Here is a 19,012-nt window from a genome sequence, read left to right as displayed (position 1 = left end):
GCAAAGCGCGGGATTATATCTGGTAAATCGAGGCAGCGCAGCCGGCTTTCTGCCCAGGGGCCACCCCCACCTTGAAGAAGGGCCGACCCCGAAGCCGGGTGATTACGACGCTTCAACACGTTCTTTCAGGGCGTGAACCACACACACCACCCTGACCAACCCACTGAAGTTCTTCACGCCGCCATGACGCAAGTGCACTTCCCGATCCACATAAGACAGCAACGCACTGACTGAGCAGGCGTTGATCCTGGCGATTTCCGTGAGGATATTCCAATAGATCTGCTCCAGCCGCAGGCACGTGGAAAACCCATTGAGCCTCACCGACCGGGACAATGGCTTGGCCAATCCCATGTCGAACCCTTTTACAAAGGGGTCGACCTTTACCTTATGAAAACCACCGTTTTCCATGACTCCATTACCCACTCCGCGTGACATACACCTGACACTCCATTGCCAAACAGCCGCCCATGGGTTGTCCCATTGGGCAATGGCCTTATCAAACAGCAGGCAGAGTGCAGCAGCCAGAAGACGCGACGTTGATAGGCGTAGGACAACGCCAGGAAATGCGTGGAAACAAGCGAGCGGCGCCGGGAAGGCGCCGCCCAGGGCAGTGGTTTACTGACTTTCGAGGAGGGAACGCAGCATCCACGCCGTTTTCTCGTGAACCTGCATGCGCTGGGTCAACAGGTCGGCCGTCGGCTCATCGCTGACCTTGTCGAGCAGCGGGAAGATGCCGCGCGCAGTCCGAGTGACCGCCTCCTGGCCTTCTACCAGTTGCTTGATCATGTCTTCAGCACTCGGCACGCCTTCTTCTTCCTTGATGGAAGAAAGACGGGCGTAGATGGAGTAGGCACCTGGTGCCGGGAAACCCAACGCACGGATACGCTCGGCAATGGAGTCCACAGCCAACGCCAGCTCGTTGTACTGCTCTTCGAACATCAAGTGCAGCGTGCGGAACATCGGCCCCGTGACGTTCCAATGGAAGTTATGGGTCTTCAGGTACAGTACATAGGTATCGGAAAGCAGTCGCGAAAGCCCATCGACGATGGATTTACGATCTTCTTCACTGATACCGATATCGATTGCCATGTTTATCCCCTTCAATTGACAAGCATTCATTGATCAGGTGCAGGACCACTCTAGCAAGTGTGCCGTGGATCCGCAGCCCGGCGCGGCAATTCGCCCCGCCTTGGCCTGCCAACACGACACAATCCAAGCCTTCGGTCCACGCGGAAAATGTCCGAACAGGCCGTTTGAAAAGCCCCCACGTGTCTAGGACAAGCGTTTGACGCAGAAATGCCGTCGTCCTTGCAACAGCCCGAAATGCTTGATTTGAGTAGGCACAGCCTTTGCTGTTAAATAGGCTGCGTGTCGTCGCCGTTACTTTCTGCGGCAGCGACATAGGCTGATACCCCGCGCACGTGCCCAACGCCTCCCATTGTTCAGAAGCGAACCGTGCCAGTCAGCTCTTCCTTGTGATCCGTCTTAACGTGAGTTAATCAAAATGTTGAAAATCGTCCACCTGCTAACGGGCGTTGCAGCTTTGCTGCTGTCCTTTATCCCGAGCCTGCAGCCTGAAAGCCTGCCGTATCTGGAACAAAACGACGCTCTGTACCTGGCCTTGTTCGGCCTTCTTAACCTGACGCTGGCACCGGTGATCCCTTACTGGAACAAAGGCACGCGTCATCAACTGCAAAACCTGGTCAGCGCGCTGCTGGTGCTGACTGTTGTCGTACAAACCCTCACCCTCCTGGCACCTATGCCTGAAGTCGGTGGCCACCCGGCCATCCTGCTCAGCCTGGTGATTGCTGTGGTCGCCATTGTTCTTCACCTGGCCATCAGCTTCTACCGTTCGGCCCCTGCGGCCTCGTCGCAAACCTACGACATGACCAATCGGGATACCGGTACCGTCAAGTGGTTCAACACGTCCAAAGGCTTCGGCTTTATTTCCCGCGATTCGGGCGACGATATCTTCGTCCACTTCCGGGCTATTCGCGGCGAAGGCCATCGTGTCCTGGTGGAAGGCCAGCGCGTGGAGTTCTCCGTCATGAATCGCGACAAAGGCCTGCAGGCTGAAGACGTGATCGCTGCACTGCCGCGTCGCTGATACCCGCCTTCGCAGCAAAAAAAACCGCGATCCAGCTCAGCTGGGTCGCGGTTTTTTTATGCATGCCTATTAATAGTGAGGCGGCGGCGCTTCTTCTTCGGACGTTTCGAACTGACCGCCCATTTCTTCCTGGCGCTTGAGCAGCGCGGTCATCTGCAGTTGCAGGCGCTCGACGGCCCGCTGCTGGGTGACAAGGATGTCATTGAGGGTCTCGATGGTGTCGTCCTGGAAAGCCAGGCGGCTTTCCAGATCGTTGACGCGGTCTAGCAGATCCATGATTCAACCCTGGGTAAAGACGAAGTCGGCGGGCAACAGCGCGCGCAGGCGAGCAAGGACAGTTGCCACTTGCTCATCGGTATACGGCAGCGCCGGATGTTTGCCCCATACCGGCGCCGGCCAGGCGGCATCATCACGTTTGCGCACGATCACGTGCACGTGCAACTGGCTGACTACATTGCCCAGGGCACCGATGTTCATTTTGTCGGCGCAAAAGCCTTCATTCAGCATCTGGGCCAAGGTAGTGGTTTCTTGCCACAAGCGCTGCTGGTCCGCGACATCCAGTTGAAACACTTCACTGATACCGTTGATTCGCGGCACCAGAATGAACCAGGGGTAGTTCGAGTCATTGGACAGCAGCAGGCGGCACAGGGGGAAATCCCCGATGACCAGTGTGTCTTGTTGAAGGCGTTGATCTAAAGCGAACACTGCAGGCACTCCGTTCGGCAGGTCAGGTTCAAGGTCCCCAGCATACCCGCGAATCGCTATCGCTTCACGCCGACCAATGCGCCCCCAGGCAAGGCGTGGAGAAAAAAAGCGCACCATTTCGAGCCAAACGAATTTTTCGACTACGCTCAATCACCAATCCCGCGGCGATTGACCCACCGTTGATCACCGCATTGCGACGAGAGCCCCCGATGCAGAGGTCTCACAAAACAAAGCATTGAGCCATCATCCATCGCCTGAGGCATCAGAGGGCATGCACCAAAATGACCCAACCACGCCTCAAAGAGATCCGCCGACTACCCACTGATTGGGGTGAACGGGTAACGTTTTTCGCAGATACGGAATTTAGGCTCCCCTTGAGCAAGGCAGAGCACGCGCGTCAAGGCCAAACCATTCGGCGTAAAAACCCCGTGTTTATGCGGTTTTCACGAAGCGGTAACGTTTTTCACGAAAAAATGACATTCGATTTACGGTTTGGGCACGCTTGCTGCATTCATCCGCCTATCGTCGGCAACGGCACCGGAACGGAAGCAGGTGTTTCGCGATGAAAACAGCAGCGGTTCAATGCGCACCAAGGAAGATTCCAAACCCTGGAATAAATCCTGGAAAGTAACGTTTTTTGCGTTCTTTTAACGGCTTGGAAACAGTATTGAAGTTGTCAGCCTCGTTACAGTGAGGCTGTGAATTTGCGACATGGATCTAGCAATCTACGACAAGCTCGTAAAGAAGCTGAAAGGAAAGTTGGGCAAGTATCGCCAATATTGTCAGCGTGATATAACTTTGCGCCGACACAAAAAGAAAGAGCCGCCCAGACAAAAATATAGGTGGGACGGCAGTACTCTTCCTAAAACCAAAGGAGCAAATCACGATGCGCGTGATGAAGTGGAGCATGATCGCCCTGGCTGTTTCAGCAGGCACTACGCAGTTCGCAATGGCGTCCGCCCAAAGCGATTCCAAAGGCTTTGTTGAAGACAGCACTTTCAGCATTAATACTCGCGCTCTGTACTTCAGCCGCGACTTCCGTAACAACCCGTCGGGCCCAGGCTCCCAGAGCCGTGCCGAAGAAACCGGCCTGGGCTTCAACGCCCTCTACCAATCGGGCTTCACCCAAGGCACCATCGGTGTCGGTGTTGACGTGATCGGCCTGCTGGGCGTCAAGCTCGACAGTGGCAAGGGTCGTGCCGGTACCGGTCTGTTCCCAACCGGTTCCGACGGTCGTTCGCAAGATGACTACTCCAAAGGCGGCGGCGCGGTTAAATTCCGTATCTCCGATACTGTGCTGAAAGTGGGTGACCAATACACCACAGCCCCAGTATTCGCCTCCGACGACAGCCGTTTGCTGCCAGAGCTGCCGCAGGGTATCTCGATCACCAGCAACGAGATCAAGGGCCTGAAGCTCGAAGGCGGTCACTTCACTTCCAGCGTCGCGCAGAACCAGACCTACCATGACAGCCTGGGCCTGACCAAAACCGACTTCGTCGGCGGTGTCTACTCCTTCACCCCCGAGTTCACCGGTAGCCTGTACTACGCAAAAACTGAAGATTATTTCCGTAAGTACTACAGCAACCTGAACTGGACCCACGCGCTGAGTGACGACCAGTCGTTTGCCTTGGACTTCAACATCTACGACACCAAGAGCGACGGCGAAGGCCTGCAACGTGCTTACAAAGACAACGGTCTGCCGTTCGCAGAACGCACCAAGCTCGACAACCGTGCGTTCAGCTTGCAGGGTGCCTACACCATCGGCGCTCACACCTTCACCCTGGCAGCCCAGAAAGTTACCGGTGACGGCGACTACGGCTACGGCGTAGACGGCGGCGGCACAGTGTTCCTGGCCAACTCCATCGCCCGTTCCGACTTCAACGCCGAAGGCGAGAAGTCTTACCAGGCGCGTTATGACATCAACATGGCTACCTTCGGCATTCCTGGTCTGAGCTTCATGACTCGTTACGTGACCGGTAGCGGCGCCAACACCGCCACCACCTCGAACGGTAAAGAGTGGGAACGCGACATCGAAGCCAAGTACGTGATCCAGAGCGGACCGGCTAAAGACCTGAGCTTGCGTCTGCGTCAAGCCACTTATCGCTCCGGCGATGGCGTGTACTACGGTTCGCCTTCGATCGACGAACTGCGTCTGATCGCGAACTACCCGCTGAACATCCTGTAATTGACAGTTTTATTACAGCGATGACTTAAGGCTACGGCCTTAAACAAAAAGCCGCTCCCTTGTTTAACAACGGAGCGGCTTTTTAATGGCTGTAATGTTTCAGCAGGAAATAACTAGCAAGCTAACTAACGAGATTAACGCTTGCGTCCTGAACCTGACCTAACGGCCAAGTTCACGACCAATACTTCACATTACTTGGCAACTGTTTCCTGCATCACACGAATAACCCGCTGCGGAAACGGAATATCAATCCCCGCCGCTTTCAAACGGTCACGTGCCAGTTCGTTCAGCATGAACACTACATCCCAATAATCCGCGGTCTTTGTCCAGCAACGCAGGGAAACAGTGATCGAACTGTCACCCAAGGTCGAAACCACCGCCACTGCGGCCGGGTCTGCCAACACACGTGGGTCTTTGGCCAGCTCCAACAGCACTTCACGGGCTTTCTGCAGGTCGGCTTCATAGTCGACACCCACATCAAACACCACCTTGCGGGTCGGCTGACGATTGGTGTTGGTGATGAGCCCGTTGGACAGGCTGCCATTAGGGATGATCACGGTCTTGTTGTCACCGGTGCGCAGCACGGTGTGGAAGATCTGGATGCTGTCGACGGTGCCGGATGTGCCCTGGGCTTCGATCCAGTCACCAATACGGAACGGGCGGAACAACAGAATCAGCACGCCGCCGGCGAAGTTCGCCAGGCTGCCTTGCAGTGCCAAGCCGATGGCCAGGGTGGCGGCACCGATCGCGGCCACGAACGAGGTGGTGGCTACGCCGATCATGGAGGCCACGTTGACCACCAGCATGACCTTGAGCGCAATGTTCGCCAGGCTGGTAATGAAGTGTTGCAGCGCCAGGTCGGCGTTACGCAGGGCCAGCAAACGTCCCACTCGGTGGGTCAATACGTTGATCAGCCACCAACCGATGGCCAGGGTGACCACTGCCAGCAAAAACCGGCTGCCGTATTCCATGATCATCGGCAACCACGATTCTGAGGTCTTGATCAGGTGATCCACTTCAGCGTTCAAATCCATCTACATTCTCCTGTTTACCGGATGCTCGGCGTATTGAATGGCCATAAATGCAATTGAGCCCCGTAGGGCTCAATAGTCGGCGCTGGTTCTGGGGCGTGGGACGTCAAAAACGCCCACAGGTTCCCCAATGTGCCATCAGTCGCGGAAGTTATTGAACTGCAGCGGCATGTCGAAGGTCTTGGCGCGCAGGGCCGCGATGGCCTCTTGCAGGTCGTCACGCTTCTTGCCGGTCACGCGAACCTGCTCACCCTGGATGGCAGCCTGGACTTTCAGCTTGGCGTCCTTGATGTGAGCAACGATCTTCTTTGCCAGCTCCTTGTCGATGCCTTCCTTGAGGATGGCTTCTTGCTTCATCAGCTTGCCGGAGGCGTAGGCGTCCTTGATTTCAAGGCATTGCGCGTCGATCTTGCGCTTGACCAGGGACAGCTTGAGGATCTCGATCATCGCTTCCAGCTGGAAATCGGCTTCAGCGGTCAGGTTGACGGTCAGCTCTTTTTCCTTGAATTCGAAGCTGCCCTTGCCTTTCAAGTCATAGCGACGGTCCAGCTCCTTGACGGCGTTCTCGACGGCGTTGGTGACTTCGTGTTTGTCCAGTTCGGATACCACGTCGAACGAAGGCATGTCATTTCTCCAATATAAGGGGCGGGCTCAGTAGAGATGGAGCGCGCCCAAGCTAAAATGCCGAGGCATTATAGCGGTTCTTTCGTCCCGTTCGCTGCGGGCGACCCTACGGAGCAAAAACTGATGTCGACCACCTGGCATATTCTCGGCGCCGGCAGCCTGGGTACACTCTGGGCCACACGTCTGGCGCGCGCGGGCGTGCCCGTCAGGTTGATCCTGCGTGATGAGGCGCGCCTGGCCAGCTATCAGGCAGCCCAGGGGCTGACCTTGGTGGAACATGGCGTAGAACACAGCTACCCAGTGATAGGCGAAACACCCGACAGCCCTGGGCCGATTCATCGCCTGCTGGTGGCATGCAAAGCCTATGACGCCCAAAGCGCAGTCGCCCAGCTGCACCATCGACTGGCGCCCGACGCCGAACTGATCCTGCTGCAAAACGGCCTGGGCAGCCAGGATGCTGTCGCCGCGCAGTTGCCCCAGGCGCGTTGCATCTTTGCCTCCAGTACCGAAGGCGCCTTTCGCGATGGCGACTGGCGCGTGGTGTTTGCCGGCCATGGATACACCTGGCTGGGCGACGCGAGCCACCCTACCCCGCCCGTGTGGCTGGACGACTTGCACGCCGCCGGTATCCCCCACGACTGGAGCACCGATATCCTCACCCGGCTATGGCGCAAGCTGGGGCTCAATTGCGCCATCAATCCGCTGACCGTGCTGTATCAGTGCCGCAATGGAGAACTGCAGGCCCATCAATGCGAAGTCGCCACCTTGTGCGCTGAACTCGTCGAACTGCTGGAATGCTGTGGCCAACCCGCTGCCGCGCTGGATCTGCAACACGAAGTGGAACGGGTGATCCAGGCCACCGCTGCGAATTACTCCTCCATGTACCAGGACGTGGCCGCCGGCCGTCGCACCGAAATCAGCTACCTATTGGGCTATGCTTGCCAGGCGGCCGCCCGTCACCAACTGAACCTGCCGCACCTTCAACAGTTGCAAGTGCGCCTGGTCGAGCAGTTGCTTGCACGCGGATTGCCCCGCGACTGAGCCACGCGCTACCCTGCCCGCCTGTCTATCTCCTGGGAAAACCCTGATGCCGCTGCGCCAGCGTCTTGAAAACCTACCGGTCGGGCAGAAACTGCTGGCCGCCTTGCTGGTGCTGTTGACCACGGTATTGCTGGTGGCCAACCTGACCTTTATCAGCGCCGCCTACTGGATCTCCCAGGAAAGCATGGCGCCCCAGGCCTTGCAGGCCATTGGTCGCCTGGTGTCCAACCCGGCGCTCGCCGCCAAAGCCCTCGAATCGCCTGCCAAGGCTGACGCGCTGCTCAACGAGCTGACCAGTTATTCGCCGTTGCGCGCCGCGGCCCTGTACGACGGCGACGGCAACCGCCTGGCTCAGATGCAACACGGCGACCGCCTGCACCTGCCAGACAACTATCGGCATATCGAAGCCTGGCGCGTGACCGAGTTTCGCAGTAACCAGATCATCACCCTGCCCCGGGCCGGTCAGCCGTCCGGGCATCTACTGCTGGTCGCCAGTAGCGAGCTGCCGGTGGCGTTTTATACCGGCACGTTGACGGCCAGCCTGGGCATCCTGATTTTCAGCGTGCTGCTGTGGCTGGTTATCGCCCGTCAGATCAAACGCCTGATCACCCGGCCAATCCACGAGTTGGAAGAACTCTCGCGTCAGGTCACCCGCGAAGAGAACTACGCCCTGCGCGCCGGCCGTGGCAATCACGATGAGATCGGCAGCCTGGCCGAAGCCTTCAACACCATGCTGTCGCGCATCGAAGCCCGTGAGCAGCAGCTCAAACGCGCGCGGGACGACTCCCAGGCGGCGTATGACCAGGCGCAAGGCTTGGCGGAAGAAACGCGCCACACCAACCGCAAGCTGGAACTGGAAGTGCAGGTTCGCAGCAAGATCGAGAAGAAACTCACCGGTTTCCAGAATTACCTGAACAGCATCATCGACTCGATGCCCTCGGCGCTGATCGCCCTGGATGAACAGCTTTACGTCACCCAATGGAACCAGGAAGCCAGCGCCCTCTCCGGCACACGCCTGGACGAAGCCTTGAACCAGCCGATCTACCTGGCGTTCCAACCGCTCAAGCCGTACCTGCCGCAGATTCGTGCAGCGGTAGAACAGCACACCGTGGAACGCATCGAACGCGTCACCTGGTTCAAGGACGACGAAGCCAAGCATTACGCCCTGACCTTCTACCCGCTGATGGGTGGGGCCGGGCGCGGCGTGGTGATCCGTATCGATGACATCACTCAGCGTCTGTCTCTGGAAGAAATGATGGTGCAGTCGGAGAAAATGCTCTCCGTGGGTGGCCTGGCTGCCGGCATGGCCCATGAGATCAACAACCCGCTGGGAGCAATCCTGCACAACGTGCAGAACATCCGCCGCCGCCTGTCCCCCGACCTGCCCAAGAACCTGGAGCATGCGCAGCAGGCGGGCATCGAGCTGGAAACGGTCAACCGCTACCTGCAAAGCCGCGAAGTGCCGCAATTGCTTGATGGCATCCAGCAGGCTGGGGCGCGGGCGGCGAAGATCGTCACCCACATGCTCAGTTTCAGCCGTCGCAGCAATCGACAAATGGCGCCCTGCGACCTACCGGCGCTGATCGACCAGGCTGTGGAAATCGCCGGCAACGATTTCGACCTGGCCATCGGCTTCGACTTCAAGGGCCAGGCGATCATTCGCCAGTTCGACCCTCAACTCGGCCCGGTGCCCGGCACTGCCAACGAGTTGGAACAGGTGCTGCTCAACCTGCTTAAAAACGCGGCCCAGGCCATCCATCTGCGGGAAGACGACAGCGAACCGGGGCGCATCATCCTACGCACGCGCCTCAACCCGCCCTGGGCGGAAATCCAGGTGGAAGACAACGGCATCGGCATGAGTGAAAACGTGCGCAAGCGCACCTTCGAGCCGTTCTTCACCACCAAGGAAATCGGCCAGGGCACCGGGCTTGGGCTATCGGTGTCGTATTTCATCATCACCAACAACCATAAGGGCCAGATGGAAGTGCATTCAGCCCTCGGCCAAGGTACGTGCTTCACGCTACGTCTGCCCTTGGCTGGCAGCCAACTGCCACCTCACGAACTCACCCAACTGGAGCAATGACCATGGGCTTTCGCCTGTCGAAGATCTATACACGCACCGGCGACAAGGGCGAAACCGGCCTGGGCGATGGCCGCCGTGTGCCCAAGGACCACCCACGGGTGGAAGCGATTGGTGAAGTTGATACGCTGAACAGCCAGCTGGGTTTATTGCTGGCCAGCCTGGAGGAACAGAGTGGCAAACATCCGGAACTTAAGGATGTGATCGAGGTGCTTACGCCATGCCAGCATCGTTTGTTCGACCTGGGGGGTGAATTGGCAATGCCGGTGTACAAAGCCTTGAACGCTGCGGAGGTCGACCGACTGGAAGCAGCGATTGACCGCTGGAATGAGGACGTGGGACCGCTGGAGAACTTCATCCTGCCAGGTGGCTCGGCGCTGATCGCCCAGGCCCATGTATGCCGCAGCCTGGCGCGCAGTGCGGAGCGGCGGTGTCAGCAGTTGAATGCGGTTGAGCCGTTGGAAGGCGTGGGGTTGGCGTACATCAATCGGTTGTCGGATTTGCTGTTCGTGGCGGCCAGGGTCATCGCCAAGCGCCAGGGTGTGGCCGAGATGTTGTGGCAGGCGGCGGCCAAGCCACGTTAATGATGAGGCGTCTGGCCTGACGCCTTCGCGAGCAAGCCCGCTCCCATATTTGACTGCATTCCAAAGGTGGAACTCCGTCAAATGTGGGAGCGGGCCTGCTCGCGAAGAGGCCTGTCAAAACAGCATCAAACTTCCGGCCAAAACGCCCTAATCCCAGCCACACCCTGAGCCCCAGCCTCCCAAGCTTTTTCCCGCTCGGCAGGCCCAACCCCACCCAACAGAAACACCGGCTTGCTGAACCCTCGGATCAACGCCACCGCCTGCTCCCAACCCAACGGCTGCGCATCAGGATGCGTCTGGGTCGGCTGCACCGGCGACAGCGTGACAAAATCCACGTCCATCATTTCCGCCAATGCCAGCTCTTCTGCGTTGTGGCACGACGCCGCCAGCCAGCGATCCTTCGGCAGCGGGCGACCCTTGCTGGCGTATTTACGCAGTTGCGCCGCCGTCATGTGCCAGCCGGCTGCAGGAAAATCGCCCAACCATTCAAACGGCCCCTTGAGCATCAGTTGAGCCTTACCCGCGCACAAGCCCACCGCATCCACCGCAAGGTCGCGGTATTTTGGGTCGTAGCCGTTGGGCGCACGCAGTTGCACCAGTTTGATACCGCCCGCAATGGCTTTCTGGATACCCCGCAGTAACGTCGGGGTTTCCAGTTCGCCTGGGGTGATCAGGTACTCGGCAGGCAAGCGCGCCGCCGCAACGATCGGCGCATTGGCGGCCGGAAACGCATAGTTGAGCAGGTCTCGGGGGGCCACCCACTCCAGCGGCTGCCCTTCAACACCATGAGGCTCGCCGGTAAAGGCCGAGACTTCCCAGACATCCAGCAACACCTGCTTGTCCGGGTAGTCGTGCTGCACCTTGATCAGCGGGCGCGCGGTAGTGACCTGAATGCCCAGCTCTTCCTGCAATTCGCGGGACAGCGCGTTGGCGACCGATTCATCGGCTTCCACCTTGCCGCCGGGGAATTCCCAGAGGCCGCCCTGGTGCTGGGTATCGGCGCGGCGCGCCAGCAGGATTTTGCCGTCGACACCGCGGATCACCGCTGCTGCTACATGCACTCGTTTCACCGCGCTTATCCTCTTAGGTCCGGTATTCCGCGTTGATCTTCACGTACTCGTGGGACAGGTCGGTGGTCCAGATGGTTTCGCTGCACTCGCCGCGACCCAGTTCGATGCGGATGGTGATTTCTTCCTGCTGCATCACCGCCGAGCCCTGGGCCTCGGTGTAGGTTTCGGCACGGGCGCCACGGCTGGCGATGCACACGTCGCCGAGGAACACGTCGATCTTGCTCACGTCCAGGTCCGGCACGCCGGCACGGCCCACAGCCGCCAGGATACGGCCCCAGTTCGGGTCAGAGGCGAACAGCGCCGTCTTGATCAGCGGCGAATGCGCGACGGTGTAGCCTACATCCAGGCATTCCTGGTGATTGCCGCCGCCATTCACTTCAACGGTGACGAACTTGGTCGCACCCTCGCCGTCACGCACGATGGCCTGTGCCACCTCCATGCACACTTCGAACACAGCCTGCTTCAACGCCGCGAACAACGGGCCGCTGGCCTCGGTGATTTCCGGCAGGTTGGCCTGGCCGGTGGCGATCAGCATGCAGCAGTCGTTGGTCGAGGTGTCGCCATCGATGGTGATGCGGTTGAATGACTTGTTGGCGCCATCGAGGATCAGCCTGTGCAACACGTCGCGGGAGACCTTGGCGTCGGTGGCGATGTAGCCGAGCATGGTGGCCATGTTCGGGCGGATCATGCCCGCGCCCTTGCTGATGCCGGTCACGGTGACGGTCACGCCGTCGTGCACGAACTGGCGGCTCGCGCCCTTCGGCAGGGTGTCGGTGGTCATGATGCCGGTCGCGGCGGCGGCCCAGTTATCCACAGACAGGTCGTCCAGCGCGGCTTGCAATGCACCTTCGATTTTCTCGACAGGCAGCGGTTCACCGATCACACCAGTGGAGTAAGGCAGCACTTGGCTGGCGTCCACGCCGGTCAACTGGGCCAGCTTGGCGCAGGTGCGCGCAGCTGCCACCAGGCCTGGCTCGCCGGTGCCGGCGTTGGCGTTGCCGGTGTTGGTCAGCAGGTAACGGATCGTGCCGGCAACGCGTTGCTTGGCCAGGATCACCGGCGCGGCGCAGAACGCGTTGAGGGTGAACACACCGGCGACGGTCGAGCCTTCGGCACAGCGCATCACCACCACATCCTTGCGCCCCGGGCGCTTGATGCCGGCCGAAGCGATACCGAGTTCAAAACCGGCAACCGGGTGCAATGTGGGCAAAGGACCAAGACCAACAGCCATGAATGCGCTCCTTAAAAATCAGATGATGTCTGTACCGTCGTGAGCAACGGCAAAATTAATGGCAAAACGCCGCGACGGCAGAGGCCGGTCGCGGCGCAGGATGTAGCAGCGTCAGGCAGAAAGCTTATTCGATCTGGCCGTGGCAGTGTTTGAACTTCTTGCCCGAACCGCAGTAGCACAGCTCGTTGCGGCCCAGCTTCTGGTCATTGCGAACCGGGGTTTGAGCCAGGGCCACGTCGACCTCTTCGCCCAATACCTCAGGCGCTTCCAGGCCCGGTGCTTCGTCATGCTGGAACTGCATGCGCGCAGCCAGCGCCTCGGCTTCCTGACGCAGGCGCGCTTCTTCCTCGATCGGGTCTTCACGACGCACCTGAACGTGGGAGAGCACACGAATCGAATCGCGCTTGATCGAATCCAGCAGTTCGGAGAACAGCGTGAACGACTCGCGCTTGTACTCCTGCTTCGGGTTCTTCTGGGCGTAACCACGCAGGTGGATGCCGTGACGCAGGTGGTCCATGGTCGACAGGTGGTCTTTCCACAGATCGTCCAGCACGCGCAGTACGATTTGTTTCTCGAAGGTGCGCAGTGCTTCGGCACTCGCCTGCTCTTCTTTCTCGTTGTACGCGGCCAACAGCTCGGCCATCAATTTTTCACGCAGGGTTTCTTCGTACAGGTGATCGTCTTCATCCAGCCACTGCTGAACCGGCAGGTCGACACCGAAATCGCTCTTCAACGCGGCTTCCAGACCGGCAACATCCCACTGCTCCGGCAGGGACTGTGGCGGGATGTGGGCGCTGACGGTGGCGTTGAGCACGTCCTGACGGAAGTCAGCGATGGTCTCACCAATATTGTCGGCGGCCAGCAACGTGTTACGCATGTGATAAATCACTTTACGTTGTTCGTTGTTGACGTCATCGAACTCAAGCAGTTGCTTACGAATATCGAAGTTGCGACCTTCGACCTTGCGCTGGGCCTTCTCGATGGCATTGGTCACCATGCGGTGCTCAATCGCTTCGCCGGACTGCATACCCAGGGCCTTCATGAAGTTCTTCACGCGGTCCGAGGCGAAGATGCGCATCAGACTGTCTTCCAAGGACAGGTAGAAACGGCTGGAACCGGCGTCACCTTGGCGACCGGCACGACCACGCAGCTGGTTGTCGATACGGCGCGATTCATGACGCTCGGACGCGATCACCTGCAAGCCACCCGACTCCAGAACAGCCTGGTGGCGTTTCTGCCAGTCGGCCTTGATCTGGGCGATCTGCTCGGGACTCGGGTTTTCGAGCGCCGCAACTTCCACTTCCCAGTTACCGCCCAACAGGATGTCGGTACCGCGACCGGCCATGTTGGTCGCGATGGTCAGTGCGCCTGGGCGACCGGCCTGGGCGATGATCTCGGCTTCTTTTTCGTGGAACTTGGCGTTCAGGACCTTGTGCTCGATGCCTTCCTTATTGAGCAGGTTCGATACGTGCTCGGAAGTCTCGATGGTGGCGGTACCCACCAGGATCGGGCGACCCTGGGCCATGCCGTCCTTGATGTCGTTGATGATTGCCGCGTATTTCTCTTCGGCAGTCAGGAACACCAGGTCGTTGAAGTCTTTACGCGCCAACGGTTTGTTCGGCGGAATGACCATCACGGCCAGGTTGTAGATCTGGTGGAATTCGAACGCTTCGGTGTCTGCGGTACCGGTCATGCCGGACAGCTTGTTGTACAGACGGAAGTAGTTCTGGAAAGTGGTGGACGCCAACGTCTGGCTTTCAGCCTGGATGTTGAGGTTTTCCTTGGCTTCGATGGCCTGGTGCAGGCCTTCGGACAGACGGCGACCCGGCATGGTGCGGCCGGTATGTTCGTCAACCAGCACGACCTGGCCGTCCTGCACGATGTATTCGACGTTGCGATGGAACAGCTTGTGGGCGCGCAGGCCGGCATACACGTGGGTCAGCAGGCCCAGGTTATGTGCCGAGTACAGGCTTTCACCCTCGGCCAGCTCTCCGATCTGGGTCAGCATCTCTTCGACGAACTGGTGACCGGCTTCGTTGAGTTCGACCTGGCGGGTCTTCTCGTCGATGCTGAAGTGACCTTCTTTGGTCACCACGCCTTCCACTTCCTCGATGTGCTGCTCCAGACGCGGAATCAACTTGTTGATTTCGGTGTACAGGCGCGAGCTGTCTTCGGCCTGGCCGGAGATGATCAGAGGGGTACGGGCTTCGTCGATGAGGATGGAGTCGACTTCGTCGATGACGGCAAAATTGAGTTCGCGCTGGAATTTTTCTTCCATGCTGAACGCCATGTTGTCGCGCAGGTAGTCGAAACCGAATTCGTTGTTGGTGCCGTAGGTGATGTCGGCAGCGTAGGCGGCACGCTTCTCTTCCGGCGGCTGGAACGGCGTTACCACGCCGACGGTCAGGCCGAGGAATTCATACAGCGGGCGCATCCAGTTGGCGTCCCGGCGCGCCAGGTAGTCGTTCACCGTCACAACGTGCACGCCCTTGCCGGACAGCGCGTTGAGGTAAACGCCCAGGGTTGCTACCAGGGTCTTGCCTTCACCGGTACGCATTTCGGCAATCATGCCTTCATGCAAGGTCATGCCGCCGATCAACTGGACGTCGAAGTGGCGCATGCCCATGACACGCTTACCGGCTTCACGGGCGACCGCAAAGGCTTCGGGAAGCAGCTTGTCGAGGGTTTCACCTTTGGCTATGCGGGCCTTGAACTCTTGGGTCTTGGCGCGCAATTGCTCGTCCGAAAGGGCAACCATCTGCTCTTCGAAGGCATTGACCAGCTGCACCGTCTTGAGCATGCGTTTGACTTCGCGCTCATTCTTGCTTCCAAAAAGTTTCTTTAACAAAGGCGCAAACATATCGGCAGGTTCTTCCACACATAGGGATGGAGGGCGCACCGTGAGTGGCCCGAGCAGCCCTCACGGCCGCATGCGAACGCGCATTCTACCCGGATTCGTGGGTGAGGAAAGTGGCGTTGTTCCCCGAGGCTGGCATGGTGCTGTGAGAGGGCTTGTTTAAAATAAGGGCTTTTGCTGGAACTTCAACCCATGGAGCGCATAAGTTACCAATTGATTTCATGAATAAAACCTCGGAGATGCATTGCCTGGGGGCACACAGGCGGGTTCTGCTAAGATGGCGGCTCTGTTACTTAAGGTGTCCAATAATGGCATTTCGCCCCTTATCAGCCCGTGCTCCCGCCGTGTTGCTTCGCGATGCCAAGCCGCTGAAAGCCATCTTTGGCCATGCCCAACGCTTGGGCCGTCTGCAACGCCTGCTCGAAACCCAGCTGCAACCGGCCGCACGCGAACATTGCCGCGTGGCGTCCTGGCGTGAAGGCAACCTGCTGCTTATTGTCACAGATGGCCACTGGGCGACCCGTTTGCGCTATCAGCAAAAACGCCTGCAGCGTCAATTGATGGCCTTTGAGGAATTCGCTGGCCTGACGCGCATCCAGTTCAAGGTGCAACCCCCCACCACCCAACCTGGCGTGGTGGAGCATATTCATGATCTGTCGCCCAATGCCGCCGAAACCATCCAGGCAACGGCAGAAGGGATCAGCAACCCAGGCTTGCGCGCGGCGCTTGAGCGGCTGGCGGCCCACGCCAAGCGCAAGCCCTGAATCGCTACTTGCGCTTGCTGCCGCCCAACAACGACCCCAACAAGCCACGCACCAGTTGCCGCCCCATCTGATTGGCAGCTTGCTGCATCGCGGACTTCAGCGCCTTGCCTGCGGTTGTGCCGAGAAACGCCCCGGCCTTATCGGTGAAGCTAGGTTCCTCGGCAGCCGGCTTGGCCTCCTCGTTTGGCCCAAGCTCTTTGCGTGCCATCAACACTTCATAAGCCGATTCCCGATCAATCGGCTTGTCATACCGGCCTAGCAACGGCGAACTGGCGACCATTGCGGCACGCTCGGCTTCGCTGAGCGGCCCGATCCGTGACTGCGGCGGTGCGACCAGAACGCGCTGGACGACTTCCGGCGTACCCTTTTCCTGCAGTGTCCCCACCAAAGCCTCACCCGTGCCCAGCTCGGTCAATACCGAAAGCGCATCAAAGTCCGGGTTCGGCCGAAAACCGTCGGCGACGGCGCGCAAGGACTTCTGTTCCTTGGTAGTAAACGCACGCAGGCCGTGCTGAATGCGCAGGCCGAGCTGGGCCAGCACGCTGTCCGGCAAGTCGCCCGGGGATTGGGTGACGAAATACACGCCCACCCCTTTGGAGCGGATCAACCGCACCACCTGCTCCAGACGTTCCTGCAACGCCTTCGGCGTGTCGGCGAACAGTAAATGCGCCTCATCGAAAAACAGTGCGAGCAGCGGTTTGTCGGCGTCACCGCGCTCGGGCAGTTGCTCGAACAACTCCGCCAACAGCCACAGCAGGAAGGTCGCGTACACCTTTGGCGCCTCGTGCACCAACCGGCTGGCATCCAGCAGGTGGATGCGCCCACGACCGTCGCTGGTGGGTTGCAGGATATCTTCCAACTGCAGGGCCGGCTCGCCAAACAAGGCTTCGGCGCCCTGCTGCTCCAGCACCGCCAGACGTCGCAACAGTGCCTGGCTGGAACCGGTGGTCATCAGCGCCGCGTCTTCGCCCTGGAGTTCGGGGTGATAGCGCAGGTGGTTAAGCAGCGCCTTGAGATCCTTGAGGTCCAGCAACAACAGGCCTTCGCGGTCCGCAACCTTGAACGCGGCGTAAAGCGCCGACTGCTGGCTGTCGGTGAGTTCCAACAGGCTACCGAGCAGCAAGGGACCCATTTCGCTGATGGTGGTACGCAATGGATGACCGGACAGCCCGTGGATATCCCACAGCGTGACCGGATAAGCCTTGGCCGCGTAATTGAGGAACGGCATGCCGGCGATGCGCTCGGCGACCTTGCCCTGCGGGTTCGCCGCGGCGCCCAGGCCGCACAGGTCACCCTTGATATCCGCGGCAAACACCGCCACGCCGGCATCACTGAAGGCTTCGGCCAGGCGTTGCAGCGTGACGGTTTTGCCCGTGCCGGTAGCACCGGCGATCAACCCGTGACGGTTGGCCAGGCGCATGGCCTGGGCGATAGGCTGACCGTCGAGGCCGGCGCCGATTAGGAGTTGCGTGGAGTCAGGCATTTCGTCACCCATGGTTAATCTTTAGTGTCGCCAGGTCGATACAGATCAGTGTGAGACCCACAAAGTCTAAAAATAGGACAGATAGTTCCCACAGGGACCACCGGAACCATCACAAGAAGTATCACACCTTTTTTGACACTGCCATTTTGCGCCTCCCACGAGGACGCGCTTCGGATATTAAGACCTTAGCGGACCCTACAAGCCATGAATAAAAATCTGCGCTTCAGCCACAAAATCCTGCTTGCAGCCTCCCTTATCGTCATAGCCGCATTCGCGCTGTTTACCCTCTACAACGACTACCTGCAACGCAACGCGATTCGCGATGATCTCAACAATTACCTGCATGAAATGGGCGATGTCACCGCCAGCAACATTCAAACCTGGCTTGGCGGGCGTATAGCCCTGGTGGAAAACGCCGCGCAAAACATCGCCATCAACCCCGAGCCGTCCGCGGTTGCCAGCCTGCTGGAACAGAAAACCCTGACGTCCGCATTCATGGCGACCTACGTCGGTGACAGCAAGGGCGCCTTCACCATCCGCCCCGACACCAAGATGCCGGACGGTTTCGACCCACGTGTCCGCCCGTGGTACAAGGGCGCCCAGAGCAGTAACGGCTCAACCCTGACCGAGCCTTATATCGATGCGGCCACTGGCAAGCTGATCATTTCCGTTGCCACGCCCAGCACTCAAGGCACCCAGAGCATCGGTGTAGTCGGTGGCGACCTGAGCCTGCAAACCCTGGTGGACAACATCGGCGCGCTGAACTTCGGCGGCATGGGCTACGCGTTTCTGGTCAGCGCCGACGGCAAAGTACTGGTACACCCGGACAAAAACCTGGTGATGAAGACCTTGGCCGACGTATATCCGAAAAATACGCCGAAGATCAGTGCGGACTTCAGCGAAGTCGAGGCCAACGGCAAAGACAATATCGTGACCTTTATACCGATCAAGGGCCTGCCCTCGGTGAACTGGTACCTCGGTATTTCAGTCGATAAAGACAAATCCTTCGCCATGCTCAGCGAATTTCGCACCTCGGCAGTCATCGCCACGTTCATTGCCGTGGTGATTATCATCGCCCTGCTCGGCATGCTGATCCGTATCCTGTTGCAACCGCTGCATCTGATGACGCGCGCCATGCAGGACATCGCCGATGGCGAGGGAGATCTGACTCGACGCCTTACCATCCAGAATCACGATGAGTTCGGCATGCTGGGTAACGCCTTCAACCGCTTCGTGGAACGCATTCATAC

At 59.1% G+C, this 19,012-nt stretch carries 16 protein-coding genes and 1 pseudogene; 7 read left to right on the top strand and 10 right to left on the bottom strand.

Translation table 11 applies throughout. The annotated features are described in order from the left end of the window. Positions 1-102: 102 nt before the first annotated feature. On the bottom strand, positions 103-435 hold the full coding sequence (locus AC4PS7_RS26495) for a ribbon-helix-helix domain-containing protein (RefSeq protein ID WP_010208100.1): 333 nt from the start codon (positions 433-435) through the stop codon (positions 103-105). Between the two features lie 180 nt (positions 436-615). Continuing rightward, complete coding sequence (locus AC4PS7_RS26490; protein WP_010208097.1) at positions 616-1,089, bottom strand: Dps family protein; 474 nt, start codon at positions 1,087-1,089, stop codon at positions 616-618. A gap of 415 nt (positions 1,090-1,504) precedes the next feature. On the opposite strand from AC4PS7_RS26490, the gene AC4PS7_RS26485 reads away from it, so the two are divergent. Beyond that, positions 1,505-2,107 (top strand): cold-shock protein, encoded by a 603-nt coding sequence (locus AC4PS7_RS26485; RefSeq protein ID WP_154846687.1) that lies wholly within the window; start codon positions 1,505-1,507, stop codon positions 2,105-2,107. Between the two features lie 69 nt (positions 2,108-2,176). Here AC4PS7_RS26485 and AC4PS7_RS26480 read toward each other — a convergent pair whose 3' ends face one another. Then, on the bottom strand, positions 2,177-2,383 hold the full coding sequence (locus tag AC4PS7_RS26480; RefSeq protein WP_042571238.1) for a SlyX family protein: 207 nt from the start codon (positions 2,381-2,383) through the stop codon (positions 2,177-2,179). 3 nt (positions 2,384-2,386) lie between these two features. Beyond that, on the bottom strand, positions 2,387-2,812 hold the full coding sequence (locus AC4PS7_RS26475; RefSeq protein WP_045791683.1) for an HIT domain-containing protein: 426 nt from the start codon (positions 2,810-2,812) through the stop codon (positions 2,387-2,389). Positions 2,813-3,698: 886 nt separating this feature from the next. Here AC4PS7_RS26475 and AC4PS7_RS26470 point away from each other — a divergent pair. After that, positions 3,699-4,997, top strand: a complete 1,299-nt coding sequence (locus AC4PS7_RS26470) for an OprD family porin (RefSeq protein WP_021491232.1) — start codon at positions 3,699-3,701, stop codon at positions 4,995-4,997. Between the two features lie 191 nt (positions 4,998-5,188). Here AC4PS7_RS26470 and AC4PS7_RS26465 read toward each other — a convergent pair whose 3' ends face one another. Continuing rightward, on the bottom strand, positions 5,189-6,031 hold the full coding sequence (locus tag AC4PS7_RS26465) for a mechanosensitive ion channel family protein (RefSeq protein ID WP_010208089.1): 843 nt from the start codon (positions 6,029-6,031) through the stop codon (positions 5,189-5,191). Positions 6,032-6,166: 135 nt separating this feature from the next. Beyond that, a complete protein-coding gene (locus tag AC4PS7_RS26460; RefSeq protein WP_010208088.1) occupies positions 6,167-6,652 on the bottom strand; it encodes a YajQ family cyclic di-GMP-binding protein in 486 nt (161 codons plus the stop codon). A gap of 123 nt (positions 6,653-6,775) precedes the next feature. Here AC4PS7_RS26460 and AC4PS7_RS26455 point away from each other — a divergent pair, with 123 nt between their 5' ends. From AC4PS7_RS26455 to AC4PS7_RS26445, 3 genes are read left to right on the top strand one after another with little or no spacing between them, the layout of a single operon-like run. Continuing rightward, the gene (locus AC4PS7_RS26455) at positions 6,776-7,693 is read left to right on the top strand and encodes a putative 2-dehydropantoate 2-reductase (RefSeq protein WP_021491231.1); all 918 of its coding nucleotides are present in this window, start codon (positions 6,776-6,778) and stop codon (positions 7,691-7,693) included. Positions 7,694-7,739: 46 nt separating this feature from the next. Beyond that, entirely contained in the window at positions 7,740-9,776 is a 2,037-nt protein-coding gene (locus AC4PS7_RS26450) for a sensor histidine kinase (RefSeq protein WP_492179828.1), read from the top strand. Between the two features lie 2 nt (positions 9,777-9,778). After that, positions 9,779-10,357, top strand: a complete 579-nt coding sequence (locus AC4PS7_RS26445) for a cob(I)yrinic acid a,c-diamide adenosyltransferase (protein WP_492179827.1) — start codon at positions 9,779-9,781, stop codon at positions 10,355-10,357. A 125-nt stretch (positions 10,358-10,482) separates the two neighbouring features. Here AC4PS7_RS26445 and AC4PS7_RS26440 read toward each other — a convergent pair whose 3' ends face one another. The 3 genes from AC4PS7_RS26440 to secA form a co-directional block, all read right to left on the bottom strand. Continuing rightward, the gene (locus tag AC4PS7_RS26440) at positions 10,483-11,427 is read right to left on the bottom strand and encodes a Nudix family hydrolase (protein WP_069672751.1); all 945 of its coding nucleotides are present in this window, start codon (positions 11,425-11,427) and stop codon (positions 10,483-10,485) included. A 13-nt stretch (positions 11,428-11,440) separates the two neighbouring features. Beyond that, complete coding sequence (gene argJ, locus AC4PS7_RS26435; RefSeq protein WP_010208078.1) at positions 11,441-12,658, bottom strand: bifunctional glutamate N-acetyltransferase/amino-acid acetyltransferase ArgJ; 1,218 nt, start codon at positions 12,656-12,658, stop codon at positions 11,441-11,443. Between the two features lie 124 nt (positions 12,659-12,782). Continuing rightward, positions 12,783-15,518, bottom strand: coding sequence for a preprotein translocase subunit SecA (secA, locus tag AC4PS7_RS26430; protein WP_021491226.1), 2,736 nt, complete (start codon positions 15,516-15,518; stop codon positions 12,783-12,785). A 305-nt stretch (positions 15,519-15,823) separates the two neighbouring features. On the opposite strand from secA, the gene AC4PS7_RS26425 reads away from it, so the two are divergent. Continuing rightward, positions 15,824-16,279 (top strand): DUF721 domain-containing protein, encoded by a 456-nt coding sequence (locus AC4PS7_RS26425; RefSeq protein WP_010208073.1) that lies wholly within the window; start codon positions 15,824-15,826, stop codon positions 16,277-16,279. Between the two features lie 4 nt (positions 16,280-16,283). Here the strand turns inward: AC4PS7_RS26425 and AC4PS7_RS26420 are convergent, their stop codons facing one another. Further along, on the bottom strand, positions 16,284-17,762 hold the full coding sequence (locus AC4PS7_RS26420) for a helicase HerA-like domain-containing protein (protein ID WP_492179838.1): 1,479 nt from the start codon (positions 17,760-17,762) through the stop codon (positions 16,284-16,286). A 204-nt stretch (positions 17,763-17,966) separates the two neighbouring features. Between AC4PS7_RS26420 and AC4PS7_RS26415 the strand changes: the two are divergent. Next, positions 17,967-18,998, top strand: a pseudogene (locus AC4PS7_RS26415) (HAMP domain-containing protein); the annotation flags it as partial. Positions 18,999-19,012: the final 14 nt, after the last annotated feature.

The organism is Pseudomonas sp. DW-iso3, from assembly GCF_058725305.1.
The sequence above is the reverse complement of the archived record's forward strand: the minus strand, read 5'-3'. Positions and strand labels throughout refer to the sequence as shown.